Raw genomic sequence first — 25736 nt, 5'->3', positions numbered from 1 at the left:
CAGCCAGGTCAGCCAGATCGCCGCCGACCTCGACTGGCCGCTCCCGCGCCTACGGGGCCTCCTCTCCCGGGGCTTCCTCGCCCGGCGCTTCTTCTCCTGGGGCGAAGGCGATCCACTCGCCCTCGGCGGTGATCGTGACGCGCGTGCCCAGGTAGGTCCCGCGGCGCTCGCGGAAGTGCGCGATCTCCTCGTCGTCGAAGTGGGCCTGCGCGGCCTCACGCTCCTCGGCGGGGATGTCGTCCCACGACCCGTAGGAGAACGCCAGGGGCCACTCGTAGCGGATCTCGCCGTCCTGGCGGACCTGCGCGGGCGGTCCCGCGAGCAGGTCGGCCAACAACGCGAGCGGCTCCGCGCCCTCGCGCTCCAGCGCCCGCCAGGTCGAGGCCGGATCGGGATCGTGCAAGCCCTCGGTCGCCACGAACCGCTCCGCGCTCGCGAGCTCGGCCAGGCGCTCGACGTCGCAGGCGCGGGACGCCTCGAGGATCGCCGTGCGCGTCTGCGCCGCCGGCTCCGGCAGCGCGTCGCGTTCGGCGGGGGCCACGCGCTCGACATCCTCTGCCGAGCACCCGGCCTCCTCCTCGGCGTCGCGCTGGGGACGCACGCTGGCGGCCATCCCGTCGACGATCTCGCGGGCGGCCTCGAACGTCGCCCGGTCGGGGTGGTCGGAGGCCGACAGCACGACCGTGGTGTCGCCGTCGAGCGCGACCGCCCACGTCAGGGTCTCGGTGCCCTGCGGGAGCAAGCCGCCGTCGGCCACCTCGTCCGCGATGCGGACCGCCTCCCGGCCCTCGAACTCGGCGTGCTCCACCTCGGCGCCCTCGGTGCCGCGTCGCTCGAGGAACGTGTCGAGGTCGTCGGCGAGGACGTCGACGACCACCGCGGCATCGACGTCGTCGGTGGCCTGCTCGCCGACATCGATCGGCTCGGGATCGAAGAGGCGACACGGGGTCCCGTCGACGAGCTCGGCGGTCTCCCAGTCGCCCGGGTAGCGGATCTCGAGGCCGGCCGCCTCGTCGGTGCAGGTCTCCGGCTCCCACTCCGCGAGCGGCGTGTCGGTGTCCCCCGCATCCGAGGCCGGCGCGTCGTGCGCGCCCGCGCCGTCCCCGTCCTCGGCGGGCTCGGTGTCGCCAGTGCCGTCCTCGTCGGCCTCGGCGTTTGCGCCGTCGCCGTCGTCCTCGCGGGGCTCGTCTGGGGGTGCCTGCCCCTCGACCTGGCCCGCCGCGCTCGGCTCGTCGTCGAGGACCACCGCCCCCTCGTCGCCCATCGGGAGCTGCGCCGCGCCGACGGGCAGCGCGACCGCGAGAACGGCGAGCGCCACGATCGCCGTCCCCCCGCGCCGCACCGCGTCCTGGCGCCGCGCGCGACGACGCACGTCGTCGACCGCGTCGGGGCTGGCGCTCACGCCCTGCGCCCGGGTTCGAAGCAGGGCGCGCAGCCGCTCGGACTCCTGCTCGCCCATGGCTAACCCACCTCTCCGAGTTCGGTTCGCAGCCGTTCGAGCCCGCGGGAGACGCTGCTGTTGACCGTGCCGACCGCGCAGCCCATGACGCGGGCGATCTCCTCCTGGGGGAAGTCCTCGTAGTAGAAGAGCACCACCGCGGTCCGCTGGCGCGCGGGCAGGCGCTGCAACGCGCGACCGAGCGCGTCGGCGTCGGCGACCTGCTCGTCCGCCGCTCGGCCGCCGCGGTCATTCCCGTCGCGGCGCTCCCGCGCCCGCCGCTCCCGCACAAGCCGTCGGATGCGGCTGCGGGACTCGTTGGCGATCGCCTGCCGCAAGGAGGCACGCGGATTGTCGATACCCCCGCGGCGGGCACGGCGCCACGTCCGGGCGAGAGCCTCACCGACGGCGTCCTCGGCGAGCTCGCGGTCGCCGAGCAGCAGCCAGGCCAGGCGCAGGCCCGCGTCGTAGTAGTCGGCGAGCGCGTGCTCCAACGACTGCGATGTTCCGCTTGCTGCCGCTCCGGCGGTCTGACCCTTCCAACGACCGACCGTGGTGTCCTGGGGTTGACTTGTCGGCCGTTCGGGGCGGCAGCACCGAGATGGCTCACCGGCCGAGCGGGCAGTGACCTCATAGGAGCCTGACCACATCAGGTCCCCTCGCAGTCCTGTCCGCCCGGACGCAGGGAGTACTGGGCCAACCACACGGATGTTGAGGTCTGCACGTGCGGGCGACACGCCGAAACGACCGATTCGGCGAGTGCGGCGACGTCGTCGGCGGCGACCGCCGAGGCTGCGCCGTCCACGACGACGCTCTCCACCTTCGGACCCGATTCCTTTCCCGCCTCTGACCAGTCTCGGTGGAACCGGTCAATCGCGTCGTCCACCGATGCGGATGCGCTGCCGGCGACGAGGAGGTGCTCGGTGTCAGTGTCGGCAAGTTCGGCCAGAAGCGCGTCGTCCGAGCCGCGCACGGGTGGGGCGAACAGAGGCGAAGCCGCGCGAGCGGCCGGCCCATACATGGAGCAGGTGAGCAATACCCCCGCCGCGCCCTGCTCGTGCGCGTGGTCGATGAGGGCGTACATACGTCGGCGCAGGGTGGGCGTGAGGCCACCCCCACTGGTCGCTGCCGACATGAGACGATCATCCAGGAGGTTCCAGAGATCGGCCTCGGGAAAGTGCGCCGCGAAGGCGTCCCGTGCCGGCACGAACGCGGCTGGGGTGGCGTGCACGAGCGCGACGAGTGGGGTCATCAAAATCTCCGATCTGTCCCTGCAGCGGGCGGGACGGGAAGCGAAGCGCTCACCCCCGAAGTCGATGCCGAGCTCGTGAGCGAGTTCGATGAGCTGGGCGCGGGTCCGGGCTGGGAGGGTGATGCCGTCCCGCCGAGCGGCGATCTCCGCTCGCGCTTCCTTCTCACCGGGGAACAGCATCTCGTCGGAGTCCTGAGCGAGCGGTGTCGACTTGACTTCGTCGATAAGGGCCTCGGCGTCGGCGACGAACGCGTCCCAGCCGCGCACGGCATCGATCGAGACGGCGACGTACGTGTGCCCGCAGCCGCTCTTGCCATCGGGGTCGAAGGGACTCCCCACGCCGGCGCCGTAGGCACTGCCGGGCAGGATCCCAGAAAGGAAGTCGATGGCCAGCGAGATCCCGTAACCTTTGTGCCCTGCCATGGGAGCGATCGTCCCTTGCAGCGCGGCCGGCAGGCAGTTCGGCGGCGAGGTGGATGAGCGCGGCGCGGCGACCGGCGCGGGCGTAGATGCCGAGTTTGCCGAGTCGGGGGCCGTACTTCGCGGATCCCGCGGCGCAACACCTCACCCAGCTCGGCCAGCAACGCCGGACACGTCACGATCTCGAAAGGGCCGTTCGGTCAGCCAGCGGTCAACGAGCTGCGCGCTCACGCCGGTAGCGACCGCCGCGGAGATGAGCACGTTGGGGTCGACGACGACGCGCACGCGCCGCTACGCCGCGCCGGGACGGCGGTTGGCGCGCTCCCCATCGGCCAGCCGCTGTGCCTCCTCCTCGCAAAGACCGCTACGCTCCCGCGCCTCGGCGAGCGTGCTGCGCACCGTCTGGTTGTAGGTGGCCCACGCGGCCTGCTTGCTCACCCCGAGGGCCTCGGCGATCTTGGACCACGCCATGCCCTGCTCGCGAGCCTGGGTGATCACTTGCCGCTGCCACTCCTCGAGCTGCCGGCCGGCGGCGCGCAGCCCGCGCAGCTGATCGAGCGGATCCTCGGCGCCGAGCTGCACCCGGATGCGGACCCGTTCGTCGGCGCGGTCGTGTTCCAGTCGGGCTCCCATAGAGTCCAGCATGCCCTCGAAGCACGCTACGTCAACCAAACTTGACGGTGGGAGCGGCTGCTTCGGCGGTCCCAGTCCTCGGGCGCTCACCTCCCAGCAGTCCAGCCGGCCGATCCACACAAGACAGGTGGCCTACCGGCTACCGAGCGTCACGAGGATCGGTTGAGGTCAAGTTCGCGCCACCCGGCAAGGTCCGCACTCGCCGAAGTCCTGTGGGGACGTTAGACCAATGTTCGCTAATAGGGAAGCGGCAGCCCCGGGTGCGGGGGTGTTGACGCTGCTGGGGTTCGTTCGGTCAAATGACTGCTCACCGTGTCCGAGGAAACTCAGAGCCCTCGGCGGCACGACGGAGGCAGGAGACATTCCATGTCCCGCTCATCATTTCGAGTCGATCAGCCTCAACCGAATGATCTGGTAGATAGCCCGTTACTCGTGGCCGGGATGGGCGGCGGTTTTGAAGCCACTATCGATATCCGTGTGCTTGACGGTGATGGCAAGGTTCTAGTCGAAACCTTCACCACCGCCAGCAACCTCATCTCAGCGTGGCAAGAAACGGTCAACTTGCCCGATGATCTTCCGGCTCCTCGCGGGGTGGTCGAAGTAGCCCCGAGCACTGGCAAGGACGAACCGGAGTCGCGCATCTCCGTTCCAGTGTTCTTTGGCCCGGCGATCATTTCCGACTATCGCAGCTACATGCTCTACGTAGTCCAACCGGGCGACACCCTTTCCGGTATCGCAGCCTCCGAGCAGCTCTACGCTGGCAGCGGAGGGGAGCCCATCTTTGAGGCCAACCGAGACATCCTCGCTGATCCTGACCTCATTCATCCGGGACAGGTCCTGCGCATCCCAGCGAACTTCTGAAAGGGCCGTTCGCCGACCTCACCTGGCCCACTGGGGGAGGAGCGGAGTGTCTCCGCTCGTCCCTACCGGACGCAACAACGCCTCCCACAGTGGCACAGCGGCTACACAGCTTGTGACTGGACCGGCATCCCGGCTGGGCCGCGATGCCCAGCCGCGGCCGGCTACAGAACGTTCGGGCGACCGAGCTCAACCGAGTTCCACCCTGCCCGGCAAGGACCGCAATCAGGACGCGCGTCAGGCCTGACTTCCGCAGCTCGTAGGCAGATTCGCGGTGTCTGCGCCGCAACATGCCTGGTCATGGCGTTGAGGTCAGTCGCGACGCTCGCTGTCGTGTAGACACACGACCCTGTGGTGGTTGTCGTGTTGGCGTGTGTGTGTCGGCTAGCTTGGTAGGCATGTACTTGCGGGAGACCAAGCGGCGCAACCGCGACGGGTCGGTGGTGTCGTACCTGGCGCTGGCCCACAACGAGCGCGATCCGGAGTCGGGCACCCCGCGGGCTCGGATCCTGTACAACTTCGGGCGGGCCGATCGGGTGGATCGCGCGGCGCTCGAGCGCCTGGTCGACAGCATTGGCCGGTTCCTCGGCCACGAGTCCGCCAGCGAGCAGGCGGATGCGGGCTCGGGGGAGCTGCCGCCGGTGGTCGACAGTCGGGCGATGGGCGCCAGCTGGGTGGCCGATCAGCTGTGGCAGCGGCTGGGCATCTCCACCGCCATCGGTGAGGCGGTGGCCGGCGGCCGCGTCGACGCCGAGCTGGTCGAGCGGGTGGTGTTCGCCATGGTCGCCAACCGCCTCTCAGGCGAGCCGCTGTCCAAGCGCGCCGGCACCCGCTGGGTGGCCGAGCGCGTGTTCATCCCCGGGCTGGAGGCCATGAGCGAGGACGACTGCTACCGGGCGATGGACCGGTTCCTCGAGGTGATCGGCGAGGTGCAGCGGCGCGTGTTCTTCAGCGTCGCCAACCTGCTCAACCTCCAAGTCGACCTGGTGTTCTTCGACTCGACATCGACCTACTGGGAGACCGACACCGCCGACCAGCCCGACCCGCGCGAGGAGCTCGACCCGCGCGAGGACGAGAGGGCCACAGACGGCGATGAGGCGGGCGAGGCCGTCGAGGCCGCGGTCCGCACGTGGGGACGGTCCAAGGACCACCGCCCCGACCTGCCACAGGTCGTGATCGGCATGGCCGTCACCCGCGAGGGCATCCCCGTGCGCGTGTGGACCTTCCCCGGCGATGCGTCGGATCAGACGCTGCTGCGCACGGTCAAGGACGACCTGCGCGACTGGCAGCTCGGCCGCGTGGTGTGGGTGCTCGACCGCGGGTTCACCAGCGAGCAGAACCGCCGCTATCTCCAGCGCGCCGGCGGCGGCTACATCATGGGCGAGAAGCTGCGCGGCGCCTCGAGCGAGGCCGCCGCCGCGCTGTCGCGCCAAGGCCGATATCGCACCGTGGCCGGCAACCTACGCGTCAAGGAAGTCCGCGTTGACGACGGCGCCGCCCGCGACCGGTTCATCGTCTGCCACAACCCCGAGGCCGCCGAGCGCGACGCCGCCGTGCGCGCGGCGATCGTGGCCCGCCTCGAGGCCGCGATCGAGGGTTCGGATCAGCTCCCGGCTGCCGAGCGCGCCGAGCTCGCCGGCGCCCTGCGCACCAAGCCGGGCTACAACCGGTTCCTGCGCACCACCCCCAAGGGCTACCTGCGCGTCGACCGCGCCGCGGTGCGCCGCGACGCCCACTACGACGGCAAGTACCTGCTGCGCACCTCAGACGAGTCGCTATCCGCCGGCGACATCGCCGAGGGCTACAAGGCCCTGTACGAGGCCGAGCGCGGCTGGCGCGACCTCAAGACCGGCATCGACCTGCGCCCGGTGTTCCACCACAAGCCTCAGCGCATCCAAGCCCATGTGCAGCTGTGCTGGCTCGCCTTGCTGCTGATGCGCGTCGCCGAGCACGCCACCAGCGACACCTGGCGCAACCTGCGCCACGAGCTCGACCGCCTGCACCTGGTCACCATGGCCACCCGCGAGGGGCACCTCGCCCAACGCAGCGAACTCACCCCCGGGCAACGCGACATCCTCGCCGCCCTCGAGCTGCCCACCCCACCACGCGTGCTCGACGTCGCGGCCACCAAGTAGCCACCCCGTCACCGCACGTGAGGTTGTAGTCACACGACCCCACCCCTCCCGCATGCGCGAAATCGCAGGTCACACCCCAAAACCGGCCAACCCGCGTGTCTACCAGCTGCGGAAGTCAGGTCAGGGGGCGTAGGGCCGCACCGGCACGACCACGTCACAGCGGGGCTGCGGACATCCGCGTTCCGGAAGGTCAGGACTGGTCCGGTTGGACCGGGGCATACCGGGAGTAGGTGATCCCGGAGTCGAACGCGCGGGTTTCGAGGAGGCGCAGCCTCGACGCGTGCTTGTCGGGGAAGAGTGGGCGGCCGCGGCCTTGAACGACGGGGTAAACGAACAGCCGGTACTCGTCAACCAGCCCGGCTGCGATGAGGGCATGGCACAGGGTGATGCTGCCGGTAACCACGATGTCCTCGCCCGCCTGCTGCTTCAGCGCACGAACCTGCTCGAGGGGGTCGTCGGGCAGCACCGTCGAGTTCTGCCAGTTCGGGTGGGTCATGGTTGAGGAGACCACGTACTTGTCCACGCGGTTCAGGTAGTCGGTGACGCCCGTAGCGTCGTCGAGCTGCTGGGGCCAGAAGCTGCGGAAGTCCTCGAACGTCTGGCGCCCCACCAGCAGGGCGTCGGCCGCGTCCTGCTGACGGTGGAGCTCACCCAGTAGGTCCAAGTTGTCCACGCCGGCTTGCGCCTGAGGGTCGAACCAGTCGCCCAGCATCTCGATCGCCCCGTCGACGGTGATGTTCTGGGTGATTGCGAGTGTCCGCAACGGCGACCACCTCCGGTTTCGATGTCCTGCCGCACCCTCCTCTACTTGGTAGGACACGAGCCGTACACCGAACTCATCGCTGCGGGATGCCGAAGACCTGTTGACGCCGGTTCGATAATGCGAATCGGTTGCTTGTGATGGGCGGGTGGATGCCGCAGCGTGCTCGATCGACCTTCAGCTGCCCGGCTGAGGTTGAACTCGGACGAAGGCTCCGCGGGATGTTGTGCCGTGTTGCACGGGGCGGGTAGCTGCGGGGTATTCGAGGCGCGCTTCGGGCATGCGGCGTAGGAGCGGGAACGCCGTGCAGTGAAGTGATCCGTGCTCGTGCGGGAACGCGTGGAGGCTGTGATGCGAGCTGTCGTTCAGCTGGGTTACGGCGGGCCGCCGGAGGTTCTGGGGGTGCGCGAACTCGACCTGCCGTCGCTCGGGGATGGTGAGGTGCTGGTGCGGGTGCGGGCGGCATCGGTGCATCCGGATGTCTGGCACGTGGTGACCGGTGTGCCGCGGGTGTTGCGTCTGATGGGCTCGGGCGTGCGCCGCCCCAGCAACGTTGTGCCTGGGACGGACATGGCCGGGGAGGTCGAGTCGGTGGGGGCGGGGGTGACGCGGTTGCGCCCCGGTGACGAGGTGTTGGGTGAGACGCTCGGTGGGATGCAGTGGCGCAACGGTGGCGCGTACGCCGAGTACGTGGCGGTGGCGGAGGATGCCCTGGCCGTCAAGCCGTCGCAGGTGACGTTCGAGCAGGCCGCGACCGTGCCCACTGCCGGGCTCATCGCGCTGGCGAACCTGCCCGACCAGGACCAAGCGCGTTCCCAGCGGATGCTTGTCAACGGGGCCGGCGGCGGGGTGGGTGCCATCGCCGTGCAGCTGGCACGGTCGTGGGGTGCACAGGTGACCGCGGTGGATCACACCCGCAAGCTGGACTTGCTGCGCGCGCTCGGCGCGGATCGCGTCATCGACTACACGACCGACGACGTCACGCGCAGCAGCGACCGCTATGACTTGGTGTTCGACGTGGTGGGCAACCATCCGTTCTCGGCGTACCGGCGGGTGCTGGCCGACGACGGCGCGTACGGGTTGATCGGCCATGACCAGTTTGGGGCGCAGGGTCGGCGGTGGTTGGGCAGCATCCCGAGGATGTTTGGGTTGATGGCTCGGTCGCCGGTGGAGCGGCGGCTGCCGCGACCGTCGTTCACGGCGCCCGACCGCACGGCGTCGATGGCGCGCCTGCGCGACCTGCTGGAGGACGGCGCGATCACGCCCGTCGTCGCGCGCGCCTTCCCGCTCGAGCAGGTGCCCGACGCCCTCGAGCTCCTCGCCTCCGGACAGGCGGTGGGTCGGATCGTCGTCGTGCCGTAGGGCATCAACGCGGCCGCTGCTGCGTGCTGGGGCGGATGCCTGCGGGTGACTTGCTATTGGTTGGACGGGTCGGCCATGCGTCGCTGCATCTCGTCGGGAGGGACGTCCTCGACGTGGGAGGCGATGTTCCAGCGGTGCCCGAAGGGGTCGTCGAACTGTCCGGAACGGTCCCCGTAGAACTGGTCTGTGGGTTCCTCCAGCGCCCGGGCGCCGGCACGTACGGCCTTGTCGAAGACCCCGTCGACGTCGTCAACGTAGACGTGCAGCGTGACTGGCGATCCACCGATCGACTTCGGACCCAACGCGCCAACGCTGGGGAACTCGTCGGACAGCATGATCACGCTGTTGCCAAGCTGCAGCTCCGCGTGGCCGATGCGGTCGGGGGTGTCCCCCGGCATGCGCACGCGTTCGGTTGCGCCGAAGACTTCTGTGTAGAAGTCGATCGCGGCGCTGGCGCCATCGACGTGCAGGTAGGGCGTGACGCGGGGATAGCCCTCGGGGATGGGGTCGACGGTGGCCATGGCAGCGCTGTCCTCTCTCGCGGCGTTCGACGGCCCCAGCATCTTCCCGTGTCATGACGGCGTCCACGTCCCTTCAGACACCCCTTGTGTGATGGGCCATCGGCGCGTCTGTGGATTGACCACCCGAAACGAAGAAGTCATCGGTCCAAGGATCATTCGCGGGTACGGCCGCCCGGATCCCGGTCCTACCCGGCGAGGTCCGTGTTCTCCGTCGATCCGGTGGGGCGTTGGACCGCATCCTGGGCTACACGCGACGTGCCGACTCGGGTACCATAGGGGTATGGGCCAGGATGCCGCACGCACCCACCGCGTGAACGTCACCCTCGACGCCGAACACGCCGCCAAGCTCTCCCGCTTGGCCGAGCGCACCCACGTCAACGAAGGCACGCTGGCCCGGTCACTGCTGGCCAGCGCGATCGAGGCCACGGACCCCGATCCCGACAACGTGGTCGCCCTCCTCGACGGCATCGACGGCGCCTTCGAGCGCGCGCGGCGCGGCCTGGGACAGTCAGCTGCCGGCCAGACGATCCCACTCGACGAGCTCTAGCCGTTGGCGCAGGTCGAGGTCGCCGAGACCGCCGTCGAGGATCTTCACTGGCTCATCCGCACCCACAGCCTTCCCGAGGACACGGGCGCTCGCGTGCGTCGAGGGCTCGTACAACTCGAGCAGTTCCCGGAACTCGGACCAGAGCTGCAGGGCCGGTGGGCGGGTCTACGCTTCGTCCTCGGCCCCTGGCGCTGGATGCTGGTGATCTACCAATACGACGAGCCGAACGATCGCTGTGTGGTCGTCACGATCCAGGATGCCCGCTCCTCCTCCGCCGCAACGGCGGGGACCTGACACGGCCCATCCCGGCGAGGACCGTGTTGCGCCAATCGTGTTACGGACGTTGGACCGCGTTGCTGTCCTGATGTTCGGAGTAGGCCAGTGTCCGGACGGAGCTACTTCGCGAGTTGCTCGAACTCCTCAGCCGAGAGGCCGGCCTGCCGGAGGATGGACCGCATCGTCCCACGGGCGATCTCACGATGGTCAGGAACGATGACCGTTCGGCCGTCCTCGTTCCGGAGCTTCACATGGCTGCCACGCTGGGAGACCACCTCGAAGCCCGCGCGCCGTAGAGCCGCCATGACCTCGCGCGCGGCATACGTCCGCACCGTCTCAGACGGCGATGTCGATCGGCATGATCACGGGCGCTTCGCCGACGTCGGCCTCTTGGTCCTCGAAGTACAGCGCCAGCGCTTCGGCCAGGTTGTCGCGCGACTCTTCCATGGTCTGGCCTTGAGAGGCCACGTCGACTTCCAGGCACTGAGCGACGAACCAGTCGCCCTCACGCGAGATCGCAGCCGTCAACCTCATCGCTGCCATCGTAGCCCTCAGGGCGCCAAGTGGCTGCTCAGCTCGCCGCGGCCCCGTCAGCTGTTCAACTGCCCCCGTGTCCGGCCTACCCGGCTGATATGACCTGCCGGTAGCGGTTCCATGGGTTTCGCCTCCGGGGGTGTCAGAAGGGACCCGCACAGGGTTAGATCGCGTCCCGTGATTCGGCAGGGTGACGAGCTGAGCCACGGCGACTCGAGTCACGGCATGAAGGTCGGCTGCCTCGGCGAGTCTGGGTCCCAGTCGAAGCGATGAGTCTGAGCGTGCCCACAGGTCCAACCTCCCGACCGAGGCAACTACCTCGCCGGAGTAAGTGATGGGACTCATTGACATCGAGCTGTTCGCAACACTCGACCTCGTCGGGCAGTCACCTGGCGGCCCCGACGAGGACCCGGTCGGGTTCCCCTTGGGCGGCTGGCAGGCGCCCCTGCTGGACGAGGTCGCCGCTACGCAGGTCGGTGCCGCGTACGAAGGCACGGACGCTCTTCTACTCGGCCGGCGAACGTATGACATCTTCGCCGCGTACTGGCCGTACCAGGGGGGCAGCGAGGACGATGAGATCGCCACGATCTTCAACGGCGTCCCCAAGTACGTCGCCTCCCGCGGCAAGCCTGACCTTTCGTGGGCCGGCTCCACGCAGCTCGGCCCAGAACTGGCCGACGCGGTGCGCGAGATCCGCGACCGGCACGAGCACGTGAAGGTCGTCGGGAGCCTGAACCTCGTGCAGACCCTGCTGCGCGAGAAGCTCTTCGACCGCCTCGACCTCTGGGTGCACCCGATCGTGCTCGGTGTCGGGAAGAAGGTGTTCGACGGCGGCGCGGTGCCCACGAACGTCATCCTCCTCGAACCGCCCGCAGCCAGTCCGAATGGCATCGTGCTCCTGCGCTACGGGCTCGCCGATGGCACGCCCGGCTCGGGGGACATGAGTGCACCCGATCGCGGTGCCGGGCGCGACGATTGAGACCGGCCTGCGTCCGGCCCGATGACCGGTCATGAGTCATGCCAGGGCTCGGTGCCGCCGTGCCTTGCTGGTGGTGAGACCTCGAGGACGACCTTGCCCCGAAGGTGGCCGCCGCCTATGACGCGGTGGGCGCGGGCGGCGTCGCGGAGGGGGACGGACAAATGGATCGGTAGCTGCAGGTCGCCGGCGGCGGCCAGGCCGGCGAGTTCGGCGAGTACGGTGGCGGAGCGGGCGCCGCGCAGGCGCTGCGCCTCGAGCCGCGCCGCAGCGGTGTCGTCGACGGTGGTGACGATGCGCGCGGGGTCGGCGGCGACCGGCTGCGAGGCGTCGAGCGCGCCGCGGCCGGCGGCGTCGAGGACGGCGTCGACGCCGTGTGGTGCCTGGTCGCGGATCCGGTCGGTGAGCCCGGCCCCGTAGCTGATCGGGAGTGCCCCGAGGGAGCGCAGGTAGTCGTGGTTGCGGGGACTTGCGGTGCCGAGGACCGTGGCGCCGCGCCGGCGTGCGAGCTGGACGGCGACGGTGCCGACGCCACCGGCGGCGGCGTGCACGAGGAGCGTGTCGCCCGGGCCGACCTCGAGTGTGTCGATGGCGTGGTGGGCCATCTGACCTGCGGCCGACAGCGCACCGGCGACGCGCCAGGGCAGTGCGTCCGGCTTGGGGGTCACGTCGCCGACGGGGACGGTGACGGATTCGGCGTAGGCGGTGAGCGTGGTGAACCCGAGCACGTCCTGTCCCCGCTTGAGATCCGTGACGTCGGCGCCGGCGGCTTCGACGATGCCGGCGAACTCGTTACCGAGGGTCTGGGGGAAGGTCGGGTCCATGACGTGGGCGAGGTCACCGCGCCGGACCTTGGCGTCGACTGGGTTGACACCGGCGGTGATGACGCGGACGCGCACCTCGCCCGTACCGGGCGCGGGGACGTCGACGCTGGCGGGCCGCAGCACCTCGGGAGGCCCGTAGCGGTCGAACACCACGACGATGCTCATCACGGCAACCTCACGATCAGGACGCATAGGGGCGTGCCTGCCGCGCGTCGCGCAGCGCGCGTGCCCACCAGGTGAGCTGGTCGAGGAGCGTCTTGGTGGCTGCGACCGGAGGGATCCCGCAGCGACCCGTCGGGGCCGAACTGACGGTGCGCCCAGTGGAAGCTGAGGGTGTCGCGGATGGTGACCGCGGGTCGCGGGATGGTCGTCCAGGCCGGCTCATCGAGCTGTAAACTACACCGTGCAGTTTACATCTGCAACGAAAGCGGAGGTCAAAAGCCAGTTGACCGCGACCGGGGTGCGTAGAGGGCCTACCAAGCGCTGGGCGATCGTCGATGCGGCCCGCACGATGTTCCTGCGGGAGGGCTTCACGCGGGCGAGCATGGACGCGATCGCCGAGGCGGCGTCGGTGTCCAAGCGCACCGTCTACAACCACTTCCCCGACAAGCAGGCGCTGTTCCTCGCGGTTCTGGCCGACACAGTGGCGCCGGTCCTCGACGAGTTCCTGGCGCTCCTCGAATGGCACCTGGCCGACGTGAGACCGGATGACCTGCGCGAGACACTCGTGCGGTTCGGTCGCGACTGGGTGCACACGACCGTGCTGTTCCCCGACCACGCCGCGCTGCTGCGGCTCGTGATCGCCGAAGCGACCCACATGCCCGAGGTGATCGACGCCTGGCGCACCGCCGGTGCCGGCCCGAGCCAGGACGCCTTAGCTGAACGACTCGACGCGCTCACCGCCGCCGGCCTGCTCGACATCGCCGACAGCACCGTCGCCGCGCGACACCTCACCGCCCTGGTGTGCAACCCGCCCCAATCACGGTCGTTCTTCGGCGTCCTCGACCTCGACGACGCCGACGTCGACGATCTCGTGACCGAGGGCGTCGACGCGTTCCTGCGCATCTACCAACCGCGATCAGCCCAGTAGCGGCGCAGTGCTCGGCTGGTTCGGCTCAGGGCCACACGGGCCGTTGCCGACGGGACGGGCGAGGCCCACCGAGTCGGCCAGGATCGCCTCTCGTCGGGTTGGTGTGCGTTTTCCAACGTGATGACGGGAGCGGCCCTCGTGCTAGTCGATTGGGCGTTCCTGGCGGGGCCGCGTCTGTCGCAACAGTGTCAACGCTGCGACCCCTCCGAGCGTGGCGATCACCGCGGCACCAGCGAAGGCTGCGCGCGTTCCGGTCAGGGGCCCCGGCTGGGAGATCGCGATGGTGGACAGGATCGCAACGCCCAGTGCGTTGCCGATCGTGAATGTGGTCTCCTCGACTCCTGAGGCCAATCCCGCGTCGCGTTCGGCGACGCCGGTCAGCGCGGCGATCTGGGCGGCGACGAAGGCGGCTCCCAGCCCTGCGCCGAACACGACCAAGCCGAGGATGTGCACGCCGATGAACGCCTCGCCCGCAGTCCCCTGAGCCAACAGGACGGACCCGAATCCGATCAGCGTGATCCCAGCCAAGGCCACACGCTGGGGTCCGGCTCGGGTCACGAGGCCCTGTCCGACGAACACGCCGACGAACGACGTCACGGTCATGACGGCCATGGCCAAGGCGAATCGGACGGCCGAATACCCGAGGACCTGCTGGGCGAACAGGGTGAAGGTGAACAACACACCGTCGACGGCCATGCCCGCGGTCAGCACCACGAGGTTGCCCCCGACCAGCGTCCTCGAGCGGAAGATGCGCAGCGGTACGAGGGGGCGGTTGCGCGGCGCTCGACGAGCACGAACAGGCCCGCCAGCGCCACGGCGACGCCCAGCAGTGCGACGGTACGGGCTGCCGTCCACCCGACATTGGGCGCTTCGACCACGGCGTAGATGAGCGTGAGCAGCGCCAGGGTGATCGTGAGCGCCCCGGGGATGTCGAGGCTGTTCTGGTGACGCGGGTCGCGTGAATCGGGCAGCAGTCGCGGGGCCAGCGCTAGCACGGCCCCACCGACTGGGATGTTGAGGAAGAAGATCCATGGCCATCCCAGCCCGTCGGTGAGCGGCCCACCGAGCAGCAGGCCGGCAGTGGCGCCGATGCCGCCCAGCGATCCCCAGACGCCGAGTGCCTTGTTGCGCTCGGCACCTTCCGGGAAGGTTCTTATGAGCAGCGATAGGGCGGCGGGCACCATGACCGCCGCGCCGAGGCCCTCGATCACCCGAGCGGCGACCAGAACGCCGCTCGACCAGGCCAGGCCGCACAGCAGCGACGCGCCCGTGAAGGCACCGACCCCGGAGGTGAACACGCGGCGGTGTCCGAGGAGATCGGCGCAACGGCCGCCGAGCAGCAGAAGCCCACCCGACGTCAGGGCGTACGCGATGATCACCCACTGCACGCGCCCGGGCGAGAACCCCAGTTCCCTCTCGATCGCTGGCAGGGCGGTGTACACGATCGTGCTGTCGCTGACGACAACGAAGAACGCCGCGCACAACACGACCAGCCCCCACCCGCGACGAGGGCCGGGATCCGTCTCACGTGCCTTGCGCCCCCGTGCAGGGGGCTGCTCGCTCATCATGATTCCACGTCTCCCGTGTCGACTTGCAGTCGCGTAGGCAGATCCGGCCCGGGTGGGAGAGTTCATCGGCTGCGCGGGCGATTCCCGGGCCCCGATTACCGGAGGTGGGGCCCCTGAGGGCGCCGAGCTCGCGTCTCGACCCGGCAGCGACAGGGTGGCGCCTACGGAGCGGCTGCCGCGACGCCGGTGTGCAGCCTGGGCGGCAAATCGAAGTCGGCGAGCAACCCGGCGTCCAGGAACGCGGTGATCTGATCGATGCGCCTCTCGGCCACGGCGACCACGTCGATTGAGTGGGCGACGTAGCTCCGCTCGTCGCTGTTCCAGCGGTAGCAGCCGAAGGCAAGCTGCGCGTTGGCGCGAACCGGAAGCAGGCGCCATCGTTCGCGCAGCGGCCCTCGGGGCAGGAACGCGGCGATGGCCTCACGACCGCGGTACCAGGCCGCAAACGGCGGCATGGAGAATGTGGCGTCCTCGGCGAGGAGGTCCAGGATCGCTGCGGCGTCGCCCCGCTCCCAGGCGTCGACGTAGCCCTGCACGAGCTCGCGCAGCCGGACGTCGCCGAGCGTGCGCAGGCTCGCCTGCTGGCTGCGCTCGGGCAGACGCCGCCGGAGGGTGCCGCGGGCGCGCTGCAGGGCACTGTTCACCGCCGCCACTGTCGTCTCCAGCGCCGCGGCGGTCTCTTTAGCTGAGAACCCGAGGACTTCCCGAAGAACCAGTACCGCGCGTTGATTGGGCGGCAGGTGCTGGACCGCCGCAACGAAGGCCAGCTCGACGCTCTCGGTGCGCTCATACCGCGCAGCCGGTCCGGCACGGCCCGTGTCCACATGGAGCCGATCGGACGGGTAGGGCTCCACCCAGCCGGCCTCGACGGCCCACCACTCGGCGTCATGGGGATCGGCGGCCGGTCCGTAGTCGACAGGAAGGGCTCGCCGAGAACGCTGCTCGAGCAGGCGCAGACTGGCGTTGGTGGCGATCTTGTGCAGCCACGTCCGTAGAGAGCTTCGGCCCAAGAACCCCGGAAGACCTCGCCACGCCCGCACCAACGTCTCCTGGAGCGCCTCATCGGCGTCGTGAACCGATCCCAGCATCCGGTAGCAGTGGGCGTGCAGTTCCCGCCGGTACGGCGCGACCAAGTCCACGAACGCGCGCTCGTCGCCGCTGTGAGCAGCGTCCAGCCGTGCGCGCTCCCGGCGCTGCGCCCGTGTCGTCTCCTCGTGCGAGACCCCCGTGCCCATCCAAGACCCCTTGCCGCTGGTGTCTCTTGGATGGGATAGACCCGCGCAGCGGCCCGGAACTCATCGGTCGAGACCGTATGGATGAATCCGGGGACTCCGACGGGTCCACATCGACGGAACGTGCCGACCGACGATGGTGGAGTTGCGCATGGGCACATCTACAAGCCCTGTACACCCGCCGACGTCGGCCTCCACGGTCTTCGCGCGATGAGTTCGCCCAACCGTGCGGATCCGTCTCAAAGTGAGGCGGCGACGTCCGACCACCGCGACGACGTGTCCGACGCGCACCGTGTGCCGCGATGCAAACCCCCTGAGGAGGCGCCTGAGATGTTCACCAACAGTAGTGCGTTCAGTGGCTTCGCGGTCAACGATCTGGCCGCGGCCGAGGCCTTCTACCGCGACACGCTCGAGCTCGAGGTGTCCCAGCAGCACGGGCTGGCGACCCTGCACCTGGGCAGCGGGACCGACGTCCTGATCTATCCCAAACCCGGTCACGTGCCGGCGACGTTCACGATCCTGAACTTCCCCGTCAACGACATCAACACGGCAGTCGACGAGCTGGCCGCCCGCGATGTCACGCTGCTGCGCTACGACCACATCGCCCAGGACGACCGAGGTATCGTCCGCCCGCCGCAAGGCCACGGCCCACTCATCGCCTGGTTCATCGACCCTGCCGGCAACACACTGGCCGTCCTCGAGGACCAGTGACCCCGTCGCATCGGCTGCCGCGCCGGCCCCGACGGCCCCGGACGCTCGCCAGCGGCGCATGTGACCTCGAGCTGCCCCGGCTCGGCAATCGCCGGATCTAACGGTCCGCGCCGAAGTGCAGGCCCTCGAGCCCGAGCGCTACACCGTGTTCGTCGGACCGGTCGCGTCGGCTTGGGGGGTGCTGGCCGCGGGTCGCGCGTTGGCGATCGTGGCCTGCACGGCAGTGCGGCCTCGGTCGACGATCGCGGGATCGCGGTGCAGGGTCGAGAAGTAGTTGGCCAGCTCGAGGGCGGCGTAGAGCTCGAACGCCAGTTGCCCCGGATCGACGCCGGCGTCGAGTTCGCCCTGCTGTTGGGCGGTGGTGATCAGGCCCTCGAGCAGGGCCACGCCGCCTTGTTGGAAGGTGGCGACCTCGTCGTGGATCGGCCCGTCGGGCCCGTCGAACTCGGCCAGTAGTTGCGCGAAGAAGCAGCCGCCGGGGAACACCCCCCGCTCGACGTAGGACAGGTAGGCCTCGCAGAAGCCCTCCAGCTGGGCGAGCCCCTCGGGGGCGTCGAGCCCCGGCCCGAGGACCTCGCGTTCGAAGACCTCTTGCGCGGCGGCGATGGTCTCCTGCTGCAACCGCTGCTTGGAGCGGAAGTGGGCGAACACCCCGCTCCTGCTCACCCCGACCTCTTGCGCCAGGCGACCGATGGTCAGGCTCGACAGGCCCTCGATCGAGGCCAGCCGCATGGCGGTCTCGAGGATGGTCGCATGAGTCTGCTCGCCGTCGGAGCGGCGTCGGGGTTCGTCCATCGCGCGGCCCATCACCTCTCGTGACGACACCCTTGACAAGCTAGCACACCTGTCCCACCTTTTGCGCACAGTTGTTCCATCTATGGTTGTGAGGCTCGGCCTCGCAGGGGGAGGTGCTCCAGATGCCCGCCGACCGGATCCACCGCGCCCGCTCCGTCGATGGCACCGAGATCGCCGGCCGCGTCCACGGTCAGGGACCACCAGTGGTGCTCGTCCACGGCCAGACCGGCGACGGCGACCTCGACTGGGCCGCGTTGCTGCCGCACCTGACCGACCGATTCACCTGCTACCTGCCAGCCAACGACGAAGAGATGGCCACGTTGGAGGCCGCGGGTTACGTCGAAGACGTCGCGACGTACGCCCCGACCCTGCTGCAGGAGATCCAGCTCGAGTCCCAGCCCGAGGCGTTCAGCCCGACCAGTCCCGCGGCCCTCGCCGAGATCACCGCCCCGGTCCTGCTGCTGCACGGCAGCCGCACCCCCCTGCGCTGGTTCACCGACGCGGTCGGCCACGTCGCGGCACACACCGCCGAGAGCGAGGTCCGCGAGATCGCCGGTGCCGGACACGGTGCCCCCGTCATCGAGCCCCACGCGGTCGCCGAGGAGCTGATCGGCTTCCTCGCCTCCTCTCCAGCAGCTGGCCCGCCCCATGCGGCGGCGGTAAGGGCCTGACGCTCTTGGACCCGCCACCGACGCCCCGGTGCGCCATCCGGGCCGACAGGGGCCCGGGGCACCAGAGCCCCGTGCGACCCTGGTCAACCGGGGAGAGGCTGCGACACTCCCGCGAGGGCCACCCGGGCAAGACCACGGGTGGCCGGGGCGAACGAGTTCGGTGAGGAGGCGCAGATGAGCGGGGTGCAGGTCGGCACGTTCGAGCAACCAGACGAGACCATTCCTGTCGAGAAGGCGACGGCGGAGCGGATCAACGTCAGCGGCGTCAGCGTGTGGCGGTTCGTGTTCGAACCGGGCTGGCGGTACACGCAGCACTTCGAGCCAGACCCGTGCACGGCTCCGCACGCGGCCTACATCGTCTCCGGCACCTTGCACGTGGCGATGGACGACGGCAGCACGGCGGAGGGCGGCCCGGGGAGGTGATGGTCATCGCGCCGGGGCACGACGCGTGGACGGTCGGTGACGAACCCTGCGTGTTCATCGACTTCGCCCAGAGCGTCGACTGGTCGGCGCTGGACGGCTGAGCCCGAGGTCCGCGCCCCGGCGTCCAGGCGGTCGGGTGGTCCGCGCCCCGGTAGGCTCGGCGCGAACCTGCTCGGATCGGGAAGCCGGCGCGCCCGTCCTTCCCCGTCCGGAGCGTGTCCAGGCGCTTGGAGGACCCCGTGATCGACCTCACCTCGCTGTTCCTGCACGTGCTGGCGGCCATCGGCCTCGTGGCCGGGGGACTCGCCCAGGTGATGGCCGGGTCACGTCTGCGCACCGCCGAAAGCGGGAGCGAGCTCCTCGCCTGGACGCGCTTCACCCGCACGGCGGGGTGGCTCGTCGCGGCCTCCGCAGCCCTGTCGCTGCTGACCGGCGGGCACCTCGCCGGCGCGGTCTGGGGTGGCGAGGCCGGCGGGTTCGCGAATCCGTTCATCACCCTCGGCCTCGTCGGCCTGATCGTGCTCGTGCCCATCGGTCCCGCCGTCGGCGAGCGACGATTCCGCCGGCTCGCCGAGGCGGCCGCCGAACTCGGGGAGTCGACCGCTTCCGAGCGGTTGCACCGAGCCGCCCGCAGCCCCGCGCTCTGGGGGCCCGTCCACTCGCTCGTCGGGGTCGGCGTCGGCCAGGTCGCCCTGATGGTCTACAAGCCGGGGTGGCTCGTGGGCGCCCTCGTGCTGGTGCTGACGTTCGCGGCCGGGTGGGTAGCCGGCAGCGCCGTCGCCGCGCGGTCCGCTCCCGCTGCTCACGGATGAACACCGTGGACTCGGCGCTCGTGGCGCGCTCCTGTGCCCGGCAGCAGGCCAGGCGCGGTCACGGTCATGGTGGGTCGGCATGCATGGTCGAGTCCGCCGACGGCTAGGCTCGAGGCGATGAGCGAACAACGCGGCACGACCGCCACGGTCGACGACGGTCGCTTCGAGCGCGACACGAACTACCTCAGCGACCGCATCCTCGACGACCCCCAGGCGCGGTGGCCGGTCGAGCCCAGCCGCTACCGGCTCGTGGTGGCACGCGCGTGCCCGTGGGCCAACCGCGCGGTGATCGTGCGCCGCCTGCTGGGGCTGGAGGACGCACTGCCGATGGGCATCGCCGCCCCCACCCACGACTGGCGCAGCTGGAAGTTCGACCTCGATCCCGGGGAGGTCGATCCGGTCCTCGGCATCCACCGGCTGCGCGAGGCCTTCGAGGCGCGTGAACCCGGCTACGACCGGGGCATCACCGTGCCCGCCATCGTCGACGTCCCCTCCGGGCAGGTCGTCACGAACGACTTCCGCCAGATCACCGTGGACCTGTCGACCCAGTGGCGCGCCCACCACCGGTCGGGCGCGCCCGATCTGTACCCCGAGCACCGCCGGGACGAGATCGAGGGCGTGGCGGAGTTGGTTTATCGCGACGTCAACAACGGTGTGTACGAGGCGGGGTTCGCCGGCAGTCAGGCCGCCTACGAGGACGCCTACCAACGGCTGTTCGACCGCCTCGACTGGCTCTCGGATCGCCTGGCCGACCAGCGGTACCTCGTCGGCGACCACATCACCGAGGCCGACATCCGGCTGTTCACGACCCTCGCGCGCTTCGACGCGTCTACCACAACCACTTCCGCTGCAACCGATCGAAGCTGGCGGAGCTGCCGGTCCTGTGGGCCTACGCCCGCGACCTGTTCCAGACCCCCGGATTCGGCGACACCACCGACTTCGTGCAGATCAAGCAGCACTACTACCTCGTGCACACCGGCCTCAACCCCTCGGGGATCGTGCCGGCGGGCCCCGACCTGCACGGATGGGCGCAGCCCCACGGCCGCGAGGAACTCGGCGGCACTCCCTTCGGGGAGGGCACGCCCCCGCCGGCGCCGCCGGAGGACGAGCGCGTGCCCGCCGAGCACAACCCGGCCCTGCGCGCGGTGGCCCCATCAGCCGTGGGGTGAGTGGCCGACGCCGCCCACGCACTCGAGTGGCCTAACCACCTCGATTGCCCTCGGGGTCGGCGCCCTCCTCACAGGAACTCCGACACATCGAGCACCGAGGTGTCAGGCGGCTCGGAGTTGAGCGCGTCGCGGACGCGAAGCGCGCGCAGTGCCGTCTCGTAGTGGCCTTTGGACTCCGCGTGGTCGGCGGCTTGGCGCAGCAGTTGGGCAGCGTGGGTCGTGTCACCGCACTCGTGGGCGGCCTGCGCGTGGAGGAGCCACAACTGTGTGGTCAGGTGGGGTAACGACCCGGCGTGCTCCGCGTCCGGCGCGGGCTCGGTGCCCTCGAGCGCCTTGGCGAGGAAGTCGCGGGCCGCTTCGGCGTGTCCGGCCTGCAGCAGGCACCGGGCCCTGAGCACGTCGACCTCGCGACGCTCCGCCTCGACGCCCAGTGCCGCGGCGGCAGCGTCCGCGTCCTCAACCCATCGCCGCGCCGTGTCGGTGTCGGTGGCCTCGAGCGCGACCATCGCCGCGGAGCGACAGAACCGCAGCCACTCAAGCAGCGGCATGGAGGCGGGCGACAGCAAGGCATGCGCCTGCGCCAGATGCTGGCTGGCATGGCCGGCGTTGCCCAGCACGGCATGGCCGCGGCTGGCGACCCAGTGGGCGCGGCCCCTCAGCTCCGCGCTGTCGACCTTGTCGACGGCGTCGCCCAGTTGGGACAGCGCGCCTGGCAATTCGTCGTGGTCGTCGGCCTCGACCAGGACCGACACGTGCACCGTCATCAAGCGCAGGTACGCCGAGGTGTCGGCCAGCGACGAGGCCGGCAGCCGGGCCAGGGCCGCACGAGTGCACGCCAACGCTCGGTCGATGTCGTCGATGTCGCGCAACGCGCCGGCGAGGTCGCTGCGCACCAGCACCTCCAGGTCCACCGAGCGCTGGTCGACGACGAGGTCGAGCAGGTCGGTCAGCAGCTCTGCGCGCCGCTGATGCTGGTTGGTAGCGGCCAGCGCCCCCTGGAGACGTCGGCCCGTCGCGATCGCCGCCAGGTGGTCGCCGCGGTCGCGGGCCTTGTCGAAGGCCCCCGTCAATATGGCCGCCGCGGTCGCATGGTCGCGCACCTGCATGGCGTCGTCAGCCAGCCACTCGTGGATGAGCGTGTCCAGCGGGGCGTCGCGGGCGTGCGGGGCCTGTTCAGTGATTCCCCCCGTGGCCAGGCCAAGGTCGGCCAGCCCTTCCACGCTGAGCAGGTCACCCAGCGACACGCCGAGCGCATGAGCCATCGCCACCACCGCGTCGAGCGTCGGCGTGCGCCGCCCCGCCTCGACGAGCGACACGTAGCTGGCGGTCATGGCCTGCCCCGCGACCTGCCGCTGCGTCAGGAAGCGTTCGATCCGCAGCCGCCGGAGCCGCTGTCCCAGGTAGGGCTGCTCGAGCCCCCTGACGCCTACCTCACCCGGACGCTGCACCTCAAGAGCTCCGACCCATGGGGACCGATCCGCACTACAACCACAGTAAGCCTACACCGCAACCTAGCCTCTGTCATCTTCGTGAACACAAACACAACTGTGGTGAGGTCGCGCCATGCACACGGCACATCGTCGCGTCTACGCGAGGAGTTCAGTCGCTGCTCAAGTACACAGATGGGTGACGGTGCGCGCCGATACGTCGGTGGTTGCGAGGCTTCCATGCGACGGAGATGACCGCGGTTACTGACGGGGTTGACACGGGTTGTGTCGACGTCCAGACTCTCGAGGTATAACGCCAGTCACGCCAAGAGAGAGGGCATGACATGACAGTCCGGATTCCCCGAAGCGTCGCGGCAGCCGCCTCATCCTTCGCGATGGTGCTGACGCCACTGATCGAGCCCGTGAGCCCGGCGGACGGGGCGGCCACCCAGGGAGCGCCAACCGCGGTCATGGCGGAGGACGCCACGTCCGGCAAGGGCGGCGGCAACTGGCCCTTCTTTGACGACTGACCGCCCGCGCCTCGATGTCTCGACGGATCCGCAGAAGCCGACAGCCCTGATGCATGGGAGGCGCCGATTGGGGTGTCTTGTCCGCCGCATCGACGAATCCACACAGGGGGTGGCAAATGACATAGTCCGTGCCCAGCACCACGTCGAGTACTGAGCAAAAGAGAGTCGACCATGAGCAGAAGCTGGACGAGAATCGGAGGGCTTTATGTCTAAATCACTCGCCCGCAACCTCCTTGCAGTCGTCGCTGCTGGAGCTTTTGTGATCGGGGGCGCCGGAACCGCGATGGCCGACAGCGGCGAAGTCGAGATGGACCCCGATAGCAGGGTCGCCCCCGCGGACAACAGCGAGCTAGTGGGGGGCGGCCTCTGGCAGTATGGCACGAACTGGTTCTCGGGGTACTCGAACTATCTCCACGAGGAGAACTGTCACGGATCGTCCGCGCAGTCGGGAGACAATTTCCAGCGCGACCATGGGGTGCCGGCTGGTCTCTGGGCAACCGCCGACGTAGAGCGGGACGGTGTGAACACCATTCGCGCCTTCTGGACGAACAGTTGTGGTTGATTTGATCTGTATCGTTCGGCGCGAAGACCGATAGGGTCGCAGGGGTGGCGTCCGGAGTTGTTCGAGCTGGCGTCACCCTTGCGGCCATGGCCGCCGGCGGCTATCCAGAGAGGTGGTCCTTCTGCGATACCGCACCATCAAGCTCACCCATCTGGTGTTGCTCGCCGCGTCGAGCCTCTTCGCGTTCCTGTCGTTGCAAGACCTCGACGACGTCCGCGTCCTCGGCAGCGACGGCGACGTCTGGATCACCGGCAGCGACGGCTCCGCGGAGACTGCGCAGGTAGCCAGGGCTGTCAGCTCATTCGCTCGAGCGCACGGGGTCTCGGTGGTGCGCGAGGAAGCCGACCCGGCTGAGCCCGACACGGTGACGCACCTTTATGTCGCGGCAGGCAATCCCGAGTCGGCGCCGGCGTCCTGGCTGGCAGAGGGCCACGTTCCCTTCGGCCACCGCATGGACGTCCACGTGCACGCGTTCGAGGCCATCAGCCAAGGTGATGCCCGCGGCGTCTACCACGTCTACGGGTCCGAGGAGGCCGCCGCCGCCCTGCAGGATGAGCTCACTGGCCTGGGACTCAGTGGAGAGGTGGTGGCGCCGTTCGACCTCAGGCAACGGTTCCTGTACCAGGCCGGGGCCGGGGCTCCCCTCGGGCTGCTGTTCGCGGTGGTGGCCCTCGGGGCAGCGTTGACGGTCGGGGCCAGCGTGCTGTTGGGCGCGAGGGACTACGCGGTGCTGCGTCTGCATGGGACGTCGTTTCCGCGAATGCTGTGGCATGAGGCGGCTCGGGTGCTGCCGTTCTGGGTGTTCGCCGCCGCCGGCGTGGTGGTTGTGACGTCGATCGTGTTGGCTCTCTACAACGGGTTCGCGCGCGCTGGCTTGTTCCTCGCCGTCGCGGCCGCTCTGGCCGGTGTGTTGAGCGCGGTCGCCGCGGTCGCGCATGTGGGGGCGCTCGTCGCGGCGAGCAGCACGAAAGCGCTGCGTGCCTTGAAGGGGGGTATCCCGACCAAGCCGTCCATGGTGGGCGTCTATCTGGTGCGGCTCTGCGCGGCACTGCTGGTGCTGCTGTTGAGCGAGAGCGCTGTGGAGTCCTGGCAGCGGACCTCACAACATGAGGGCAGTCAGGAGGAGCTCGCGGCGCTGGGAGAGGACGCGACCTACGTGGCGCTGCCCGGCAGTCGCACGCGGCAGGCAGCAGAGGCCATGTCCGAGGAGGTCGGCGAGTGGCTCCGCCGGGCCGACGAGCGGGATCAGATCATCGCCTCGTATCAGTGGCCCATGGCGCAAGTCTTGCCAGAGGTCGGCCTTCCAGAGCGCCGCGTGCTCCGCGTCAACGAGACGTTCCTCCGGCAGCAGCCCATCCTGGATGCCTCCGGGCAGCGCCACGCCCCCGATCGGGACAACGAGGCGGTGCGGGTCCTGATCCCGGAGTCGCTGCAGGACCACGCCGACGCCATCGTTGAGCGCGTGCCGGAGCTCGTCGATCCCGAGCAGGCGGGAGCCCCAGTGTCCGACGTCGAGCCAGCGTGGTCGAGGGATGGCCAGACCGTGGCGACCCTCCAGTCCGAGCAGAACACCAACAGTCTCGGCAGGGTGCTGGTCGACGATCCCGTGGTCATCGTGGTTCCCAACGGGTCGTCGGTGACCTCGCCAGCCAATTACACGGCGATGGCGACCAGTGACGGGATCATCTTCCCGGACCGTGACGACGCGTTGTCCGCGCTTGGGGAGGAGGTGTCAGCTGAGCACGTCGCCGGCCTCGCCCCGGTGGGCCATCGCGCCGCCGCCGAGCATGCGGACGCGATGCACGAGCGCCGGATCAACGTGCTGAGCCTGACGACGGCGGTGCTCGTGCTGTTCGTCACCGGGCTCGCAGTGGCTGGCATCTACGGCCGTCACGGCGCCCAGGCCATCTTCGCCAAGCACGTCAGCGGCTGGTCCTTCTGGGCCACCCACCGGAAACTGTTCCTTCTTGATGCGCTCGTCGCGAGCGCGCTCGTGACGTGGGTCGGCCAGAGCATCTGGGCGACGATCAACCGGGTCGAGCAGTTTGCCGAGCGCGGTGTCCCACCGCCGCCCAACCTCCCACAAGCCGACTGGTGGCAGCTCGCTGCCGCTGCCGGCGTCGCGGTGGTCGCGACGACCCTGTTGATGGCCACCACAGGCCTCATCCACCGACGCATCGTCGCCGAGCACGCAGCCGACGCCTGAGGGG

At 69.6% G+C, this 25736-nt stretch carries 27 protein-coding genes and 2 pseudogenes; 15 read left to right on the top strand and 14 right to left on the bottom strand.

Annotation, left to right across the window (positions count from 1 at the left end; translation table 11 throughout):
• Positions 1 to 49: 49 nt before the first annotated feature.
• The 4 genes from ER308_RS11575 to ER308_RS11560 all read right to left on the bottom strand — a co-directional run bounded on the left by ER308_RS11575 (position 50) and on the right by ER308_RS11560 (position 3743).
• Complete coding sequence (locus ER308_RS11575) at positions 50 to 1459, bottom strand: hypothetical protein (RefSeq protein WP_131155136.1); 1410 nt, start codon at positions 1457 to 1459, stop codon at positions 50 to 52.
• 2 nt (positions 1460 to 1461) lie between these two features.
• On the bottom strand, positions 1462 to 1932 hold the full coding sequence (locus tag ER308_RS11570; RefSeq protein ID WP_165492022.1) for a sigma-70 family RNA polymerase sigma factor: 471 nt from the start codon (positions 1930 to 1932) through the stop codon (positions 1462 to 1464).
• Between the two features lie 155 nt (positions 1933 to 2087).
• The gene (locus ER308_RS11565; protein WP_276319896.1) at positions 2088 to 3134 is read right to left on the bottom strand and encodes an Ldh family oxidoreductase; all 1047 of its coding nucleotides are present in this window, start codon (positions 3132 to 3134) and stop codon (positions 2088 to 2090) included.
• A gap of 267 nt (positions 3135 to 3401) precedes the next feature.
• Positions 3402 to 3743: a hypothetical protein gene (locus tag ER308_RS11560; RefSeq protein WP_131155133.1), complete on the bottom strand. Its 342-nt coding sequence runs from the start codon at positions 3741 to 3743 to the stop codon at positions 3402 to 3404.
• A gap of 366 nt (positions 3744 to 4109) precedes the next feature.
• Between ER308_RS11560 and ER308_RS11555 the strand changes: the two genes are divergently transcribed.
• On the top strand, positions 4110 to 4604 hold the full coding sequence (locus ER308_RS11555; protein WP_131155132.1) for a LysM peptidoglycan-binding domain-containing protein: 495 nt from the start codon (positions 4110 to 4112) through the stop codon (positions 4602 to 4604).
• Between the two features lie 395 nt (positions 4605 to 4999).
• Complete coding sequence (locus ER308_RS11550; RefSeq protein ID WP_131155131.1) at positions 5000 to 6736, top strand: IS1634 family transposase; 1737 nt, start codon at positions 5000 to 5002, stop codon at positions 6734 to 6736.
• A gap of 190 nt (positions 6737 to 6926) precedes the next feature.
• Here ER308_RS11550 and ER308_RS11545 read toward each other — a convergent pair whose 3' ends face one another.
• Entirely contained in the window at positions 6927 to 7499 is a 573-nt protein-coding gene (locus tag ER308_RS11545) for a dihydrofolate reductase family protein (protein ID WP_131155130.1), read from the bottom strand.
• 348 nt (positions 7500 to 7847) lie between these two features.
• On the opposite strand from ER308_RS11545, the gene ER308_RS11540 reads away from it, so the two are divergent.
• Positions 7848 to 8858, top strand: a complete 1011-nt coding sequence (locus ER308_RS11540) for an NAD(P)-dependent alcohol dehydrogenase (RefSeq protein WP_131155129.1) — start codon at positions 7848 to 7850, stop codon at positions 8856 to 8858.
• Positions 8859 to 8911: 53 nt separating this feature from the next.
• Here ER308_RS11540 and ER308_RS11535 read toward each other — a convergent pair whose 3' ends face one another.
• Positions 8912 to 9379 (bottom strand): VOC family protein, encoded by a 468-nt coding sequence (locus ER308_RS11535; RefSeq protein WP_131155128.1) that lies wholly within the window; start codon positions 9377 to 9379, stop codon positions 8912 to 8914.
• 280 nt (positions 9380 to 9659) lie between these two features.
• On the opposite strand from ER308_RS11535, the gene ER308_RS11530 reads away from it, so the two are divergent.
• Together ER308_RS11530 and ER308_RS11525 are read left to right on the top strand one after the other, a co-directional pair.
• Positions 9660 to 9926 (top strand): hypothetical protein, encoded by a 267-nt coding sequence (locus tag ER308_RS11530; protein WP_131155127.1) that lies wholly within the window; start codon positions 9660 to 9662, stop codon positions 9924 to 9926.
• Between the two features lie 3 nt (positions 9927 to 9929).
• A complete protein-coding gene (locus tag ER308_RS11525; RefSeq protein WP_131155126.1) occupies positions 9930 to 10220 on the top strand; it encodes a type II toxin-antitoxin system RelE/ParE family toxin in 291 nt (96 codons plus the stop codon).
• Positions 10221 to 10321: 101 nt separating this feature from the next.
• Here the strand turns inward: ER308_RS11525 and ER308_RS11520 are convergent, their stop codons facing one another.
• Positions 10322 to 10507 carry a type II toxin-antitoxin system HicA family toxin gene (locus tag ER308_RS11520; protein ID WP_131155125.1) on the bottom strand — a complete coding sequence of 62 codons (186 nt, stop codon included), beginning with the start codon at positions 10505 to 10507 and terminating at the stop codon, positions 10322 to 10324.
• A 31-nt stretch (positions 10508 to 10538) separates the two neighbouring features.
• Entirely contained in the window at positions 10539 to 10736 is a 198-nt protein-coding gene (locus ER308_RS11515; protein WP_205745580.1) for a type II toxin-antitoxin system HicB family antitoxin, read from the bottom strand.
• Between the two features lie 334 nt (positions 10737 to 11070).
• Between ER308_RS11515 and ER308_RS11510 the strand changes: the two genes are divergently transcribed.
• Positions 11071 to 11715: a dihydrofolate reductase family protein gene (locus tag ER308_RS11510; RefSeq protein ID WP_131155123.1), complete on the top strand. Its 645-nt coding sequence runs from the start codon at positions 11071 to 11073 to the stop codon at positions 11713 to 11715.
• 29 nt (positions 11716 to 11744) lie between these two features.
• On the opposite strand, the gene ER308_RS11505 is transcribed toward ER308_RS11510, so the two are convergent.
• Positions 11745 to 12701 (bottom strand): NADP-dependent oxidoreductase, encoded by a 957-nt coding sequence (locus ER308_RS11505; RefSeq protein ID WP_131155122.1) that lies wholly within the window; start codon positions 12699 to 12701, stop codon positions 11745 to 11747.
• 295 nt (positions 12702 to 12996) lie between these two features.
• On the opposite strand from ER308_RS11505, the gene ER308_RS11495 reads away from it, so the two are divergent.
• Complete coding sequence (locus ER308_RS11495; RefSeq protein ID WP_131155121.1) at positions 12997 to 13626, top strand: TetR/AcrR family transcriptional regulator; 630 nt, start codon at positions 12997 to 12999, stop codon at positions 13624 to 13626.
• A 141-nt stretch (positions 13627 to 13767) separates the two neighbouring features.
• Here the strand turns inward: ER308_RS11495 and ER308_RS11490 are convergent, their stop codons facing one another.
• The 3 genes and pseudogenes from ER308_RS11490 to ER308_RS11480 all read right to left on the bottom strand — a co-directional run bounded on the left by ER308_RS11490 (position 13768) and on the right by ER308_RS11480 (position 16429).
• Positions 13768 to 14481 (bottom strand): MFS transporter, encoded by a 714-nt coding sequence (locus ER308_RS11490; protein WP_338029766.1) that lies wholly within the window; start codon positions 14479 to 14481, stop codon positions 13768 to 13770.
• Positions 14481 to 15191, bottom strand: a pseudogene (locus tag ER308_RS11485) (MFS transporter); the annotation flags it as partial. The gene ER308_RS11490 and the pseudogene ER308_RS11485, both read right to left, overlap by 1 nt.
• A 164-nt stretch (positions 15192 to 15355) precedes the next feature.
• Entirely contained in the window at positions 15356 to 16429 is a 1074-nt protein-coding gene (locus ER308_RS11480; RefSeq protein WP_131155118.1) for a sigma-70 family RNA polymerase sigma factor, read from the bottom strand.
• 327 nt (positions 16430 to 16756) lie between these two features.
• On the opposite strand from ER308_RS11480, the gene ER308_RS11475 reads away from it, so the two are divergent.
• Complete coding sequence (locus ER308_RS11475) at positions 16757 to 17137, top strand: VOC family protein (protein WP_131155117.1); 381 nt, start codon at positions 16757 to 16759, stop codon at positions 17135 to 17137.
• Between the two features lie 138 nt (positions 17138 to 17275).
• On the opposite strand, the gene ER308_RS11470 is transcribed toward ER308_RS11475, so the two are convergent.
• Positions 17276 to 17962 carry a TetR/AcrR family transcriptional regulator gene (locus tag ER308_RS11470; protein WP_131155116.1) on the bottom strand — a complete coding sequence of 229 codons (687 nt, stop codon included), beginning with the start codon at positions 17960 to 17962 and terminating at the stop codon, positions 17276 to 17278.
• 92 nt (positions 17963 to 18054) lie between these two features.
• Here ER308_RS11470 and ER308_RS11465 point away from each other — a divergent pair, with 92 nt between their 5' ends.
• The 4 genes and pseudogenes from ER308_RS11465 to ER308_RS11450 all read left to right on the top strand — a co-directional run bounded on the left by ER308_RS11465 (position 18055) and on the right by ER308_RS11450 (position 21007).
• Positions 18055 to 18603 (top strand): alpha/beta fold hydrolase, encoded by a 549-nt coding sequence (locus tag ER308_RS11465; RefSeq protein ID WP_205745579.1) that lies wholly within the window; start codon positions 18055 to 18057, stop codon positions 18601 to 18603.
• A gap of 174 nt (positions 18604 to 18777) precedes the next feature.
• Positions 18778 to 19026, top strand: a complete 249-nt coding sequence (locus tag ER308_RS11460) for a cupin domain-containing protein (protein ID WP_205745578.1) — start codon at positions 18778 to 18780, stop codon at positions 19024 to 19026.
• Between the two features lie 239 nt (positions 19027 to 19265).
• The gene (locus tag ER308_RS11455; RefSeq protein WP_165492020.1) at positions 19266 to 19838 is read left to right on the top strand and encodes a DUF2269 family protein; all 573 of its coding nucleotides are present in this window, start codon (positions 19266 to 19268) and stop codon (positions 19836 to 19838) included.
• 117 nt (positions 19839 to 19955) lie between these two features.
• Positions 19956 to 21007: pseudogene (locus ER308_RS11450) on the top strand (glutathione S-transferase family protein).
• Between the two features lie 68 nt (positions 21008 to 21075).
• Here the strand turns inward: ER308_RS11450 and ER308_RS11445 are convergent.
• Entirely contained in the window at positions 21076 to 22455 is a 1380-nt protein-coding gene (locus tag ER308_RS11445) for a helix-turn-helix domain-containing protein (protein ID WP_131155114.1), read from the bottom strand.
• A gap of 374 nt (positions 22456 to 22829) precedes the next feature.
• Here ER308_RS11445 and ER308_RS22805 point away from each other — a divergent pair, with 374 nt between their 5' ends.
• The 3 genes from ER308_RS22805 (at position 22830) to ER308_RS11435 (ending at position 25732) form a co-directional block, all read left to right on the top strand.
• Entirely contained in the window at positions 22830 to 22964 is a 135-nt protein-coding gene (locus ER308_RS22805) for a hypothetical protein (RefSeq protein WP_276319841.1), read from the top strand.
• 205 nt (positions 22965 to 23169) lie between these two features.
• Entirely contained in the window at positions 23170 to 23526 is a 357-nt protein-coding gene (locus ER308_RS11440) for a lactococcin 972 family bacteriocin (RefSeq protein WP_131155113.1), read from the top strand.
• 112 nt (positions 23527 to 23638) lie between these two features.
• Complete coding sequence (locus tag ER308_RS11435) at positions 23639 to 25732, top strand: hypothetical protein (protein ID WP_131155112.1); 2094 nt, start codon at positions 23639 to 23641, stop codon at positions 25730 to 25732.
• Positions 25733 to 25736 lie beyond the last annotated feature (4 nt).

Source organism: Egibacter rhizosphaerae (genome assembly GCF_004322855.1).
Lineage (GTDB): Bacteria > Actinomycetota > Nitriliruptoria > Euzebyales > Egibacteraceae > Egibacter > Egibacter rhizosphaerae.
Note: the sequence above shows the minus strand (reverse complement) of the source record. Positions and strands in the feature narration are given on the sequence as shown.

Coding starts and splice junctions, on each gene's coding strand:
- ER308_RS11510 (WP_131155123.1), top strand. CDS start 11,071: ATGGGACTCATTGACATCGAGCTGTTCGCAACACTCGACCTCGTCGGG.
- ER308_RS11575 (WP_131155136.1), bottom strand. CDS start 1,459: ATGGGCGAGCAGGAGTCCGAGCGGCTGCGCGCCCTGCTTCGAACCCGG.
- ER308_RS11555 (WP_131155132.1), top strand. CDS start 4,110: ATGTCCCGCTCATCATTTCGAGTCGATCAGCCTCAACCGAATGATCTG.
- ER308_RS11475 (WP_131155117.1), top strand. CDS start 16,757: ATGTTCACCAACAGTAGTGCGTTCAGTGGCTTCGCGGTCAACGATCTG.
- ER308_RS11560 (WP_131155133.1), bottom strand. CDS start 3,743: ATGGGAGCCCGACTGGAACACGACCGCGCCGACGAACGGGTCCGCATC.
- ER308_RS11440 (WP_131155113.1), top strand. CDS start 23,170: ATGTCTAAATCACTCGCCCGCAACCTCCTTGCAGTCGTCGCTGCTGGA.
- ER308_RS11530 (WP_131155127.1), top strand. CDS start 9,660: ATGGGCCAGGATGCCGCACGCACCCACCGCGTGAACGTCACCCTCGAC.
- ER308_RS11535 (WP_131155128.1), bottom strand. CDS start 9,379: ATGGCCACCGTCGACCCCATCCCCGAGGGCTATCCCCGCGTCACGCCC.
- ER308_RS11550 (WP_131155131.1), top strand. CDS start 5,000: ATGTACTTGCGGGAGACCAAGCGGCGCAACCGCGACGGGTCGGTGGTG.
- ER308_RS11505 (WP_131155122.1), bottom strand. CDS start 12,701: ATGAGCATCGTCGTGGTGTTCGACCGCTACGGGCCTCCCGAGGTGCTG.
- ER308_RS11480 (WP_131155118.1), bottom strand. CDS start 16,429: ATGGGCACGGGGGTCTCGCACGAGGAGACGACACGGGCGCAGCGCCGG.
- ER308_RS11520 (WP_131155125.1), bottom strand. CDS start 10,507: ATGGCGGCTCTACGGCGCGCGGGCTTCGAGGTGGTCTCCCAGCGTGGC.
- ER308_RS11460 (WP_205745578.1), top strand. CDS start 18,778: ATGAGCGGGGTGCAGGTCGGCACGTTCGAGCAACCAGACGAGACCATT.
- ER308_RS11515 (WP_205745580.1), bottom strand. CDS start 10,736: ATGAGGTTGACGGCTGCGATCTCGCGTGAGGGCGACTGGTTCGTCGCT.
- ER308_RS22805 (WP_276319841.1), top strand. CDS start 22,830: ATGGTGCTGACGCCACTGATCGAGCCCGTGAGCCCGGCGGACGGGGCG.
- ER308_RS11465 (WP_205745579.1), top strand. CDS start 18,055: ATGCCCGCCGACCGGATCCACCGCGCCCGCTCCGTCGATGGCACCGAG.
- ER308_RS11540 (WP_131155129.1), top strand. CDS start 7,848: ATGCGAGCTGTCGTTCAGCTGGGTTACGGCGGGCCGCCGGAGGTTCTG.